Origin of the sequence: Maridesulfovibrio sp., assembly GCF_963676065.1 — a bacterium.
Lineage (GTDB): Bacteria > Desulfobacterota > Desulfovibrionia > Desulfovibrionales > Desulfovibrionaceae > Maridesulfovibrio.
Genome location: NZ_OY780933.1, coordinates 639,429 through 652,606, shown reverse-complemented (window position 1 = coordinate 652,606; position 13,178 = coordinate 639,429). Strand labels below are relative to the sequence as shown.

At 49.7% G+C, this 13,178-nt stretch carries 13 protein-coding genes; 12 read left to right on the top strand and 1 reads right to left on the bottom strand.

Annotated elements, in window-relative coordinates; all coding sequences use genetic code 11:
* Positions 1–17 precede the first annotated feature (17 nt).
* From ACKU35_RS02840 to smpB, 8 genes are read left to right on the top strand one after another with little or no spacing between them, the layout of a single operon-like run.
* Positions 18–1,271: an oligosaccharide flippase family protein gene (locus ACKU35_RS02840; protein WP_319762942.1), complete on the top strand. Its 1,254-nt coding sequence runs from the start codon at positions 18–20 to the stop codon at positions 1,269–1,271.
* Positions 1,272–1,286: 15 nt separating this feature from the next.
* Positions 1,287–1,943, top strand: a complete 657-nt coding sequence (locus ACKU35_RS02835) for a ribonuclease HII (protein ID WP_319762940.1) — start codon at positions 1,287–1,289, stop codon at positions 1,941–1,943.
* Positions 1,925–2,329, top strand: a complete 405-nt coding sequence (locus ACKU35_RS02830) for a YraN family protein (RefSeq protein WP_319762938.1) — start codon at positions 1,925–1,927, stop codon at positions 2,327–2,329. Before ACKU35_RS02835 ends, ACKU35_RS02830 begins: the two co-directional genes overlap by 19 nt.
* Positions 2,271–3,113: a 16S rRNA (cytidine(1402)-2'-O)-methyltransferase gene (gene rsmI / locus ACKU35_RS02825; protein WP_319762936.1), complete on the top strand. Its 843-nt coding sequence runs from the start codon at positions 2,271–2,273 to the stop codon at positions 3,111–3,113. Before ACKU35_RS02830 ends, rsmI begins: the two co-directional genes overlap by 59 nt.
* Before the next feature lie 17 nt (positions 3,114–3,130).
* A complete protein-coding gene (locus ACKU35_RS02820) occupies positions 3,131–3,883 on the top strand; it encodes a PTS system mannose/fructose/sorbose family transporter subunit IID (RefSeq protein ID WP_319762935.1) in 753 nt (250 codons plus the stop codon).
* A 36-nt stretch (positions 3,884–3,919) separates the two neighbouring features.
* The gene (locus ACKU35_RS02815; RefSeq protein WP_319762933.1) at positions 3,920–4,237 is read left to right on the top strand and encodes an HPr family phosphocarrier protein; all 318 of its coding nucleotides are present in this window, start codon (positions 3,920–3,922) and stop codon (positions 4,235–4,237) included.
* On the top strand, positions 4,238–6,022 hold the full coding sequence (gene ptsP, locus ACKU35_RS02810; RefSeq protein WP_319762931.1) for a phosphoenolpyruvate--protein phosphotransferase: 1,785 nt from the start codon (positions 4,238–4,240) through the stop codon (positions 6,020–6,022). It abuts the gene before it with no gap.
* Between the two features lie 9 nt (positions 6,023–6,031).
* The gene (gene smpB / locus ACKU35_RS02805) at positions 6,032–6,502 is read left to right on the top strand and encodes an SsrA-binding protein SmpB (RefSeq protein WP_319762930.1); all 471 of its coding nucleotides are present in this window, start codon (positions 6,032–6,034) and stop codon (positions 6,500–6,502) included.
* Between the two features lie 90 nt (positions 6,503–6,592).
* Here smpB and ACKU35_RS02800 read toward each other — a convergent pair whose 3' ends face one another.
* Entirely contained in the window at positions 6,593–6,751 is a 159-nt protein-coding gene (locus tag ACKU35_RS02800) for a hypothetical protein (RefSeq protein ID WP_319762929.1), read from the bottom strand.
* 165 nt (positions 6,752–6,916) lie between these two features.
* On the opposite strand from ACKU35_RS02800, the gene ACKU35_RS02795 reads away from it, so the two are divergent.
* The 4 genes from ACKU35_RS02795 (at position 6,917) to secA (ending at position 13,100) form a co-directional block, all read left to right on the top strand.
* Positions 6,917–7,798 (top strand): LysR family transcriptional regulator, encoded by an 882-nt coding sequence (locus ACKU35_RS02795; protein ID WP_319762927.1) that lies wholly within the window; start codon positions 6,917–6,919, stop codon positions 7,796–7,798.
* Positions 7,799–7,859: 61 nt separating this feature from the next.
* Positions 7,860–9,248, top strand: a complete 1,389-nt coding sequence (locus ACKU35_RS02790) for an FAD-linked oxidase C-terminal domain-containing protein (protein WP_319762925.1) — start codon at positions 7,860–7,862, stop codon at positions 9,246–9,248.
* Positions 9,248–10,384, top strand: coding sequence for a (Fe-S)-binding protein (locus ACKU35_RS02785; RefSeq protein WP_319762924.1), 1,137 nt, complete (start codon positions 9,248–9,250; stop codon positions 10,382–10,384). Before ACKU35_RS02790 ends, ACKU35_RS02785 begins: the two co-directional genes overlap by 1 nt.
* 202 nt (positions 10,385–10,586) lie before the next feature.
* The gene (gene secA, locus ACKU35_RS02780; RefSeq protein ID WP_319762922.1) at positions 10,587–13,100 is read left to right on the top strand and encodes a preprotein translocase subunit SecA; all 2,514 of its coding nucleotides are present in this window, start codon (positions 10,587–10,589) and stop codon (positions 13,098–13,100) included.
* Positions 13,101–13,178 lie beyond the last annotated feature (78 nt).

Below are 13,178 nucleotides of genomic sequence, written 5' to 3'. Positions count from 1 at the left end.
AATTAAAGGCTTTTAATATGTCAGGTAGATTTGCCCGAGGTGTAATATGGAACATAGCAAGTCTTGCTGTGATGGCGGCATGCGGTTTGGGATTGAATGCTATAATCGCAGCTTTTTATGGGCCAGCAGTTCTGGGGTCTTTTAACCAAGCATACGCTGTTTATATTCTTGCCTCACAGATTGGGGTATTAGGTGTTAATTTCTCAACAAACAAGTATGTGGCCGAGTATGCTGATAATTCGCAAGAGTTAGCCTCAATTGTCTCAGCTGCTTTAATTGTAGCCTTGGGATGTTCCATTCCTATAGGAACTTCTCTATATTATGGACGTCATGCTGTAGGTGTTTTTCTTGACAGTCCGGAAACTGCAATTGCTATCGGATACGTGGCTCCTGCAGTAATCTGCCTGTCAATAAATAAAGTCCTGGTGCATGTTATTAACGGGTTAAGGCGTATGGGCCTTTTTGCTGTTGTGACGGGAGGGCGCTATGTTGGTATTTTCTTATCCATGCTAGCTCTTTGTTTCTTCAATGTTAGCGGTTCTAGTTTAGCTTTTGCATTTTTGATTGGTGAAGGAGCCGCCTTGATCTGCTTGCTCGTTATCGTAGTGCGTATCGTACCGCTGACCGTATGTAACTTGCGGTTCTGGGTGAAACGGCATTTCAGTTTCGGAGCGCGGGTATTTATGAGCGGCACGCTTGGGGAGCTTAATACTCGTCTTGATGTTTTGATACTCGGGGCATTTGTCAGTGACCAGTTAGTGGGAATCTACAGCCTGGCAGCTATGCTTGCCGAGGGCTATCATCTGCTGGCAAATGGTTTGGCTGTGAATCTTAATCCGATTATAACCCAGCGCTACACACAAAACAAGCTTGATTCACTGAAATCAATGATACTACGCGGAAAATGTTATTTTTATTTGGCTTCGTTGCTGGTAGTGGGCGTTGCTGTTTTGCTTTTCAGGCCTCTGTTGGGGGTGGTGATAGATCTGGCTAATTATCCGGGGGCCTATTGGGTGTTTAGCATTCATTCATGCGGAATATTGGTTGTATCGGGATATATGCCTTTTCGGAAGGCGCTGGTGCAGATGGGGTTTCCTGGACTGTATACATTACAGATGTTGTCAGGTGTACTTTCCAATGTTTTATTGAACCTGATGCTGATACCTTTCTGGGGTATCTACGGCGCGGCTCTGGCAACAGTTATTGCATATGCTGTCTCCGTATTGTTTCAACGATTTCTTGTACTTAGATCAGTCGGGATTAGAATATAGATTTGAAGGCTTCACATGACTGAAAATTTACTGCCCGGAATGGGTACCGAAAATCTTATCACTGCCGGAATCGACGAGGCCGGGCGGGGATGTCTTGCCGGTCCTGTTGTGGCCGGGGCGGTGATTCTGCCGGAAGATTATGACCTGCCGGGGCTGACAGATTCCAAAAAGCTTGATGAGGCTGCCCGGGATCGTCTGGCTGTCGAGATCAAAAGGCAGGCCGTAAGCTGGGCGCTTGGCGTAACCCGCGCACAGGTGGTGGATGAAATAAATATTCTACAGGCCACTTTTAGGGCTATGGGCCGCTCTGTTCTGCATTTGAGGGTCAAACCCATGCTTTTGATGGTCGACGGCAATAAAACGGTCCCTGTGCGTTATTTGGGCAATGCCTCCGGCTTTCGGCAGGAAGCGGTAGTTAAGGGTGATTTGAAAATACCGGCAATCTCCGCGGCATCCATACTGGCCAAAACTTTTCGCGATAAACTGATGGTGCAGCTCGAAAGACGGTACCCCGGTTACGGCTTTGCCGTGCATAAGGGGTACGGAACTAAAGTCCATCTTCAAGCACTCAAGGAGCTTGGTCCCTGCGTCCTGCACAGGATGACGTTTAAAGGCGTATTGCCTGAAAAAAAGAAGGCCAAGCAGGAGTGTATGTGTCTGCCCGGCATTTAGATTTCGGACAGGCAGGTGAAGACTATGCCGCCCGTTTCCTGGAAAATCGCGGCTACCGTATGCTTCAGCGTAACTGGCGCTGGAAGCAATGGGAACTGGATATAATCTGCGAAAACGGCGAAGAACTAATTTTTGTGGAAGTTAAGACCAGAGCCGGACGCAGCACGCAGTCCGGCATAGAGGCGGTTACCCCGGCCAAGCGCAAGAAGCTGGTCAAGGCCGCGACCCGCTATCTATCGGCATTCGATCTCTGGGAGAGACCCTGTCGTTTTGATCTGGTTATTGTGAACGACGACGGAACCGGCTTTAGAGCGGAACACATAGAAAATGCATTCGACCTCAGCGACTTTATGGGTGGTGGCAACACCGCTTGGCAACCTTGGTGATATAAGTGATCGGGCAAAGGGAATCCTTGCCGCTGTAGATCTGGTTTTTGCGGAAGATACCCGTCGTACAGGTAAATTACTGCAAGCGCTGGATATCAGCGGTAAAAGTATGATCAGCCTGCACGAACACAACGAAGAAAAACGCATCAAAAAAGTACTGGCCCATTTTGACGAGGGGAAAGACGCGGCACTCGTTTCTGATGCGGGAACTCCTCTCATGAGTGATCCGGGATACCGGGTGGTTCGGGCCTGCCGTGAACATGGCGTACGGGTTGTTCCTGTTCCGGGTCCTTGTGCGCCTGTGACCGCTCTTTCCGGTTGTGGCTTGCCGCCATATCCCTTTACTTTTCTGGGTTTTCTGCCCCGTAAGGATGGGCAGATGCGCAAGCTTTTTGAAACACATGGCGCCACCGGCGCCACCATTGTTTTTTTTGAGCGCAAATCCCGGTTGCGGGAAACTATGCATCTGGCCTATGAATCACTTGGCAACCGTGAATTTTCCATTTGCCGTGAGCTGACCAAGGATTATGAGGAGTTCATAAACGGCAGTCTGGGTGATTGGGCTGAAGTTTCGGAAGAACTCCGGGGTGAGATCACCGTTGTTGTCGGTCCGCCGGTGAATGAAGGTCCGGCTTCTGAAGATGATATCTACAAAATGATAGATGCGGAAATGGAATCCGGCGATAAACCGAAAGCCATAGCCCGGCGCATAGCAGAAAAAGTGGAAGGCTGGACAGCCAAAGCGGTCTATGAAAAGGTAACTGAAAGGAAAAAGCGCACTTAGCAGGATTGTTGTTTAAAATGGAAAAGGCAGCAGAAAAAAGGAAACTGGGTCTGGCTTTTGTCAGATGCTTTCTGCGTTCTTATTTTGTAGGAGCGGGATTCAATACCCGTGGCTTGCAGAATATAGGCTTTTCTTTTGCCATGCAGCCTGGTCTGGAAGCAATTTACGATGACTATGCGGAACTTGTTAAAGCCCGCAAACGTTACGTAAAACATTATAACTCGCATCCGTTCTGGGCTCCGTTACTGGTGGCGATTTTTCTTTCGGTGGAAATGCAGATCAGAGACGGCCGATTCCCGGTTCAACTGCTTGATAAATTGAAAAACACCACCAGCTATACTCTTTCAGCTATCGGTGATTCGGTTTTTTCCGGCAGCGGCCTTATCTTTTGGGCGCTGGCGACCGTGAATATGCTGCTTGCTGGTCATCATACGCAGGCTATGATACTTGGTGTAGTGTTGTTCGGTGTGTTGCAGATTTTTAAAGGATTCATTTTTTGGGCCGGTATCAACAGGGGACTCGGTTTCCTTGATGAATTGAAAAAATGGGATTTAATTAACTGGGGGGAACGGCTGAAATATGCTAATGCCTTCCTCGTCCTGTTAATCTGGTTCCAGCTTTGGCCCCGGCCCCTGCACGGGAATGAGTGGTACGCCGGAACTGCTGCGCTGGGATTTTTCGGCTGGCTGGTTGCCAGCGGGAAAGTTGCTCGTGAAATAGTGGCTGTCCTTGTGGTTGTGATCGGGGTTCTGGCTACACATTTACTATGATTTTTTTGAAGAAAAATATATAAGGATTAATAACAAATGACTGAAGAGAGTGTTCTGCGTGAGGAATCCTCGGCTGGCGGGGAATCAAACGTCCGGAAAGTGGTTGTTACCAACCAGTTGGGGCTGCATGCCCGCCCGGCCGCAAAACTTGCGCAGGAAGCCCAGAATTTTTCAGCGGACATAAAAGTTGTCTGCGAATCGCAGGAAGTCGACGCCAAAAGTATTCTTGATGTACTTACTCTGGCAGCAGCACAGGGCAGCGTCCTTGAACTGCGGGCTGACGGCCCTGATGCCGTATCGGCTCTGGATAGTCTGGAAGAACATTTTAAGAACAGATTCGGTGAGGAAAAATAAGTGGCCAGAGCGGTCGTCAGCGGAATTTCCGTCTCAACAGGTATAGCGATAGGCAAGGCCTTTTTTCTTAATCGCAGCATCTCGTCAAGACTGCCGAGGCAGACTGTGCCTGCTCATATGGTAGAGGGCGAGAAAGAGCGGCTGACGAAAGGATTCGCCGAAGCCGTGACTGAACTTGCCGCTGTGCGGGAAAAGGTCCCTGCGGAGCTCAAAGAGCACCAATTGATCATTGATTCCCACCTGATGATGCTCAAAGACCCTAAACTCCAGTCGTCGGCTTTGAAATATATTGATGAGCTGAAAATCAACGCCGAATGGGCTATAGACAAGGCCGTCAACGATCTTGAAAAAGCTTTCGGTGCTCTTGAGGATATTTATATCCGCGAGCGCATGCAGGACGTGCGTCAGGTCGGTATGCGGGTGCAGGCCAAGCTCATCGGCGGAGAAGCCAATCTGCGTCCTGTTAAAGGACGTGTCGTGCTGATGGCGCATGATCTGACCCCGGCAGACACCATCGAGCTTGAAGTAAATAAGCTCATGGCTTTTGTGACCACTCTGGGCGGGAAAACTTCTCATACCGGTATTCTGGCCCGGACACTGAATATCCCGGCTCTTGTCGGGGCGGCGGAGCTGGAAAATTCCGTTGTTGACGGAGATCTGGTCATTATTGACGGTCTGGCCGGAAAGGTTTTGGTCGATCCTACCGACGAAGAACTTGAGCAGTATTATACGCTTGAGACGCAGTTCGATGATTATCAGCGCACAATTATCCGCAGTTGTCAGCTTCCGGCTGAGACAGAAGACGGATACCGGGTGGAAGTCTTCGCTAATATCGAGCTTTTTGAAGAGGTCGCGGCGGTTATCGACAATGGCGGCGAGGGTATCGGTCTGTTCAGGACCGAGTATGCCTACCTTAGTCGGACCGATCTGCCCACAGAAGATGAGCTGGCTGAAAAATATTCTGAACTTGCGGCGATTATGTCTCCGCGCAAGGTAACTTTGCGTACCCTTGATCTCGGATCGGATAAATTCATGTCCCAATTCGGAGCACTTGATGAATCCAACCCGGCACTTGGACTGCGTGCAATGCGCTTTTGCCTCAAGCATATGGATTTGTTCAAGACCCAGCTCCGGGCCATGCTGCGCGCCAGCGTGCATGGTAATGTGTCCATGATGTTTCCCATGATCTGCGGGCTGAAAGAAGTCCTGCAGGCCAAATCCGCACTTGCCCGTGCGCAGCAGGAGTTGCGCGAAGAGGGCATACCATTTGACGAGAATATGCCCATCGGGGTTATGATCGAGCTTCCCGCTGCGGTCATGATTGCCGAGATTCTGGCCCAGGAAGTGGATTTCTTCAGCATCGGAACCAATGACCTGATCCAGTACAGTCTTGGCATCGACCGCACTAATCCCCATGTCTCCTATCTTTACCAGCCGTTGCATCCGGCTGTGGTCCGGTCCATCAAATACGTGGTGGATGCCGGGCACCGGGCAGGCATCGGAGTTAGCCTTTGTGGTGAAGTCGCCTCCGACCCTTATTGCGTACCCATTTTGATGGGCATGCAGATTGACAGTCTGAGCTTGACTCCGCAGGCCATTCCCGGCATCAAGCGCATATTGCGTCAGCTGAATATGCAGGAATGCAAGCAGTTGCTTAAAGATGTACTCGGTTGCCGCACTGTAAGCAGAATCAACCGTCTTGTTACGGAAAATATTTATAAGAAATATCCGGAAGAGCTGACCTTTTTTGCGTCTCTTCTGGATAACGAAGAGATCGCAGGTTAATCCGAAGTCATGGCTAAGAAGAAAAAGAAGAAGAGCCCTTCATCAATTGCGCTCAATAAGCAGGCCCGCCGTAATTACGAATTCGTGGAAACCATGGAAGCCGGCTTGGTGCTTAAGGGCACCGAGGTCAAGTCCCTGCGTCAGGGGCTGGTCAGTTTTATGGATGGCTATATTAATTTTAAGGAAGGCGAAGCATGGCTGGTCGGGGTTCATATCGCACCCTACGATCATGCCGGCTACACCCAGCATGAGCCGGATCGTCCACGCAAGCTGCTTCTGCATGCCCGCGAAATTGAAAAATTGCAGATAAAGGTAGAGCAGAAAGGATTAACCGTGGTTCCTGTCAAGTTGTATTTCTCGCGGGGTAAGATAAAGCTTGAGATAGCGCTTGCCAAAGGCCGTAATGTCCATAACCGCAAGGAAGAGCTTAAACGCAGGGATATTGAAAGAGATACGGCCCGCCAGCTGGCTAATTATTAGCCTGCGGCGAGCCGTAAAAATTCATCCACCCCTTGCCGGTGGGCGGAGAAAGCATAATAAGGGTATAGTAACCTTAACGAGTCAAGGCTGTTATTGCAGACCTGAAACAAGAATGGTGAAAACCATTGCTGCTCCGATCCAGAAAATTGTTTTAAAAGTTCCGGTTACGGGATCGAGTCGTCTTTCGCGGCCCATATCGCTGTCTTCGGGGGTGAAAACTTCTGTGACAAATGCGCTGATGCTGCTCATGATTGTTCTCCTGTTTTCGTGACCAATTTTAGAAATCACGTAGCCGATGTTTTTTTATTGCCCTTTTCCTGGTCTTTAATCCAATGGGAATAATCGAAGACCCCCTTTAATATTTTTAATGCCTCATTCATGTCTCTAAGACGGAGCGGGTAAGCGGCTAATAAAATGGAATTATATCAGATCAGAACATTTGTGATATTGGCCGAGGAAGGGAATATGACCCGGGCGGCCAAGCGTCTGCACGCAAGTCAGTCCACAATCAGTCTGCATATCAAGTCTCTTGAGGAAGAGTTCGAGCTGCGACTTTTTTTGCGTACTCCCAAAGGGATGCAGCTTACTTCCGAAGGAAACAGGCTTGTTGAAAAGGCCCGCGATATTCTCGATTGTGTCGAAAAAATCGAGTCAGAAGCACGATCCATGAAGGGAGACCTTTCCGGGGTTGCCAGAGTAGGTCTGCATACTTCTCCTGTATATTTACGAGCTCCGCAACTCATCAAGCTTATTAAAGAAAGGTATCCCGGACTCTCGCTGCGGCTGGTCCAGATGCCTACATGGACTATCCGTAGCGATATCGCATCCCGCAAACTTGATGGTGGTTTTTTTTATTCCAACTGTCCTCCCGAAGAAGTGAGTGGCATCCTGCTGGAAAACACTGTGCTGCATGTCGTCGGTCCTGCCTCTTGGAAGGAAAAGATGGTTGATGCCAGTTGGGAGGATCTCGCCCGTTTGGATTGGATATGGACTCCTGAGGAGTGCTCCTTCAACGTAAAGCTTGAAGAAACTTTTTCATCTCGTGATCTGGAAGTCTGCAAGGCAATGATTGCTGACAGTGAGGACACCCATAACGCTCTGGTCAAAGCAGGTAACGGTATAACCGTAATGCGTGCAGACGAGGCTTCGGAAGGGGAGGAAAAGGGCGAATTCTACGTTTGGCCGGGCGGTCATATCGAGGTCGGACTTTATTTTGGGTTCCCCCGCAAGAAAGAAAATGATCCGCTTATTCAGGCCCTTTTAGCGTGCGTTGAAAAGGTTTGGGAAAAGGCGTAGCCTTCCTGCTTTCCGGAACCTAAAAGTTTCTCTGGCCTCTGATAGGCCGCCGGAGGCAGGCATGAAACAATATCCAGAGCAATTATCCCGTTCCCATAAAAAATATCTGCAGGATCTTTTCCCCGGCAGAGAGTCCAGTTTTGACGACTGTACTCTGCTTGCATGCGGTGTTGATGCCAGCCAGCGACACGCTCGCCCTTTGGCTTTGGTGCGTCCGCAGAAAACCGCGCAGATCGCGGAGTTGTTAAAGTGGGCGCAGGCGGAAAGGGTTCCCATCTATCCCCGTGCACGGGCCACCAACAAGGTCGGCAATTGTGTACCGGTCCGCCACGGAGTTGTCGTCTCCATGCTTGATATGAATTCCATCCTTGATATTGACGGGCGCGATTTTGTCGCCGTGACCCAGCCGGGGGTGATCACCGCTGATTTGCAGAAAGCGGTGGAAGCGGAAAAACTTTTTTATCCTCCTGATCCGGCAAGCATGAAAATTTCTACTATAGGCGGGAATATTTCCACCTGCGCCGGGGGCATGCGGGCCGTGAAATACGGCGTGACCCGTGATTATGTGCTGGGGCTGGAAGTTGTGTTGCCCGGCGGAGATATCCTTCGTACTGGAGGTCGCACTCAGAAAAATGTGGTCGGGCTTGATATAACGCGCTTGATGGTCGGTTCCGCCGGAACGCTCGGCCTGATTACCGAAGCGACCCTTAAATTGCTGCCCCTGCCCGAGACATCGGCTTCAATGCTGGTGGGCTTTGCGGATCTTGAGGGAAGCTTGAACGGAGCCGAGGCTGTGTTCGGTTGCGGAATCCTGCCCACAGCAATGGAACTTATGGATCACAACACAATCAGGGCCTTGGAAATGCACGGGGAAGTGCCATGGCCGAAAGGGACCGGGGGACTGCTTCTGCTGAAGATCGACGGTTCTGCGGAATCCGTGAAAACAGACCTGAAGCGCATGGAAGAAGCTTTGCGGACTGTTGCGGTTACCTTTGTGGAAAAAGGCGGCGGCAGTGATCAGGAAAGGCTCTGGGAGCTGCGCAGGATTATCAGTCCCGCTGCATTCAACCTCGGTCCTGATAAGCAGGGCGAGGATGTTGCCGTGCCGCGCGGTAAAGTTGCCGAGGCGATCAGGGGCTATCATGGTATTGGAGAACGGCTTGGAGTTATTGTGCTGTGTTTCGGACATCTGGGAGACGGTAACATTCATGTCAGCACCATGTACGATAAATCCGCATCCGGATCGAAGGAAAAGGCTCTTAAGGCCAAACAACAGATTTTTAACCTGACTCTGGAACTGGGCGGCACCCTTTCTGGAGAACACGGTATCGGATTGACCAAGGCTGAATACATCAACCAGCAACTGGATAAAAATCAGCAGCGCGTCATGAATGGAATCAAAAAGACTTTCGATCCTTTTCAGATTATGAATCCCGGGAAGGTGGTCTGATGGCTGATTCTAAAAAATGCGTGCAGTGCGGGAAATGTCTGGAGGTCTGTCCTTTGTTCAAGGCAACCGGGCGTGAGGAGCTGACTCCCCGGGCCAAGTTTTTCCTTGAATCCCTCGCAACCGGTAAAGAGGTTAGTGAGAAGGATTTTAAAATGCTGGCATCCCTGTGCCTGTCCTGCGGTCGTTGCGAAAAAAATTGCCCCCAGAATATGTCCGGTCCGGAACTGGTCTCCAAACTACGGGCCGGGTCAAAAAAAATTACCCGTTCCTGCTGGGATTTATGGTTGAAAAATCCGGGACAGCTCTGGCCTATGGCTGCTGCGTTTTCTCGCTTTTTACCGGAATTCCTGCCGGAACCTTTCGGTTCATCCAGAAAGCGTATGCAGGCTCTTTTTTCGGCCAGCCCCGAACCTTGGGCCAAGCTTTACCCTCAGGTCAAATTTGAAAAACGGAAGGCCATGCTCTTTAAGGGGTGTGTGGCCCGTTTCGCGCGTCAGGACTGGACGGATAAAGCTGAACAGCTGATGGACAGTATGGGGTTGGTACGGGCCGAGGGCGGTGAATTCTGCTGTTGCGGTTCTTCTTATGGAAGCGCCGGTCTGCTTGACAGGCAGGCTGATTCACGGGCTGAAAATATCGAGGTATGGAAAGATGCCGGGTGTCCGCTGCTGATCACCTTTTGCGCTTCGTGTTTAAAGGGGCTGCAGGAATATTCCCTTGAAGATTTTGCCGGTGACAAGGAAATGTATGATCACTGGCAGTCATCACTTACTCCGTTGTCGTCCCTGCTGCTCGATGCGGAAGTCCGCATACTTGCGGATTCACCAGAGCAGGTTGCTTACCATCGTCCCTGTCATGCACCTGAAGACGATACGGACGGTCAACTTGTTAATTTAATTGCAGAAGATTGCATGCTTCCGGTGCAAGGGGATGTGTGTTGCGGATTTGGCGGGATTATGCAGCTCGGTGCCCCGGAGCTTTCAAAAGAGGTGGGAGAGAGTTGTTTATCCCGGCTGACAGAGCCGATGGAACCGGGGGGACAGATTGTGAGCGGTTGCTCCGCTTGTGTGATTCAACTTGTCACTCTTGTAAAAGATGATTATTTTGCCGCCCACTGGCTTGATATTTTGAAATAAAGACTTATTAAATAACATCCGTTTTTAATAAAATGCCCGCGAGATAGGTGTTTTTAAAAAATATATAAGGATTCCAAGGGAAATAACTCCTTTGGCCGCCGGAAGTATCGCCCGGCATCAGCGTTAAGCGCAACAAAATTTAGCCCGTCAGGGCTCCGGAGGCCGCCGGAGGCTTTCCGCATAAGAAAAAGGATAATCTTACATGTTTAACTTGATTGTTTCCAAGCTGTTCGGTTCACGAAATGAAAGATTCATTAAGAAATTGAAGCCGCAGATTGATCAGATTGCCGCTCTTGAACCGGAAATGGAAAAACTCACGGACGAGCAGTTTCCGCAGAAGATTGCCGAGTATAAAGAGCTGATTGCCGCAGGTTCGTCTCTTGATGATATTCTGGTCGAGGTCTTCGCGCTGGTGCGTGAGGCGGGCAAGCGTGCCCTTGAGATGCGCCACTACGATGTACAGATGGTCGGTGGCATGGTCCTGCATAGCGGACGCATCGCGGAAATGAAAACCGGTGAAGGTAAAACCCTTGTGGCGACCCTCCCGGCTGTCCTGAATGCTATTTCCGGTAAAGGGGTACACCTGATTACCGTCAACGATTATCTGGCCAAACGTGATGCTGAGTGGATGGGCCAGCTCTACAATTTTCTGGGGCTTTCCGTTGGCGTCGTCGTGCACGGCCTAACCGATGAAGAACGGCAGCAGGCCTACGGCTGTGACATCACCTACGGTACCAATAATGAGTTCGGTTTCGATTACCTGCGCGACAATATGAAATTCTACAAGGAACAGCTGGTTCAGCGCGAACTGAATTTCTGTATTGTCGATGAAGTTGACTCCATCCTCATCGATGAAGCCCGTACCCCGCTGATTATTTCCGGTGCTTCGGATGAAGCCACTTCCATGTACGGAAGAGTCAATTCCATAATTCCTTTGTTGAAAAGGGATGAAGATTTTGAAGTTGATGAAAAGGGTCGTTCCATCACAATGACCGATGACGGGGTCGTAAAATGTGAACAGATTCTGGGCATCGACAACCTTTATGACTCCCAGCATATTTCTTTTCAGCACCATATCATGCAGGGCATCAAGGCTCACCATCTTTTCGCCCGCGATGTTGATTACATTGTGAAAGACGGTCAGGTTGTGATTGTTGATGAATTCACCGGACGTCTCATGCCCGGACGCCGTTTCTCGGACGGACTGCATCAGGCACTTGAAGCGAAAGAAGGCGTGAAGGTCGAATCCGAAAACCAGACTCTCGCTTCCATCACCTTCCAGAATTATTTCCGCATGTATAACAAACTCGCCGGTATGACCGGTACCGCGGATACTGAATCTGTTGAATTCGCGCAGATTTATGATCTGGAAGTAATTGTTATTCCCACAAACACTACAATGGTTCGTAAAGACCATCCTGACTCGATCTATAAAACTCAAAGCGAAAAATACAACGCTATCGCCGACGATATTGCCGCCAAGTATAAAAAAGGACAGCCTGTACTGGTCGGTACTGTTTCCATCGAGAAATCAGAGCTGGTCTCTAGCCTGCTTAAGAAACGCAAAATTCCTCATAACGTGCTCAACGCGAAGCATCACGAGCAGGAAGCTGAAATTGTTGCCGAGGCAGGTCACAAGGGTCATGTAACAATCGCGACTAACATGGCGGGTCGTGGTACTGACATTAAGCTTGGTGAAGGGGTTCTGGAGCTGGGCGGTCTGCACATTATCGGTACTGAGCGTCATGAATCACGCCGTATCGATAACCAGCTGCGTGGTCGTTCCGGACGTCAGGGCGATCCCGGTTCTACCCGTTTTTATCTTGCCCTTGATGATGACCTTATGCGTCTGTTCGGCTCTGAGCGGATTGCGGGAATCATGGATAAGCTGGGCATGGAAGAAGGGGAGCCCATTGAAAATGGTATGGTCACCAAGGCCATTGAGAACTCCCAGAAGAAAGTTGAAGGGCACAACTTTGAAATCCGCAAACAGCTTCTTGATTATGACGATGTCATGAACCAGCAGCGTGAGGTTATTTACACCCTGCGCCGCGATATCATGAATTGCGAAGACATGAGTGAAATGACATCTGAATTTTTGGAAGAACTTTTTGAAAATGCTTTCTATCCGGTTGAAGAAGCGCATGGTAAACCTCTTGATGAAAAAACCGAGGAAATGGTCCGGGTCCATCTCGATGAACTCTGTGGCCTTAGCCGTAATGAAGAATTTAAAGAAAAACTGCCAACCCGCGAGCAGGCAGAAGCATGGGTGAATGAAATCCTCGACATGCTTAAAGAAAGTTCCGGTGAGCATTACTCCGAAATTCAGCGTTATTTTATGCTGGAAGCTCTCGACCGTAACTGGAAGGAACATCTGCTTAATATGGATCATCTTCGCGAAGGTATCGGCCTGCGCGGTTACGGCCAGAAAGATCCTAAGCATGAATATAAGCGTGAAGGTTTTGAACTTTTCCGCGATATGCTGGGCCGCATAAAAGAAAATACTATCCGGGCTCTTTGCCATTTACGTATCGAAACCGAGGTCCGCGAGGACGAATTCCAGCACAAGGAAAAACAATCCGATCTGGAATATTCCGATTCCGAGTCCACCGAGACCAAGAAAAAACCCAAACGCCGCAGCGAGCCGAAAGTAGGCCGTAACGATCCCTGTCCCTGCGGCAGCGGCAAGAAGTACAAAAAGTGTTGCGGTAAGTAACCTTATCAGAATTCGATGAAAGGAAAGCCTCCCGTAATTTTTTACGGGAGGCTTTTGTTTTTGATTAGCGTGACGATT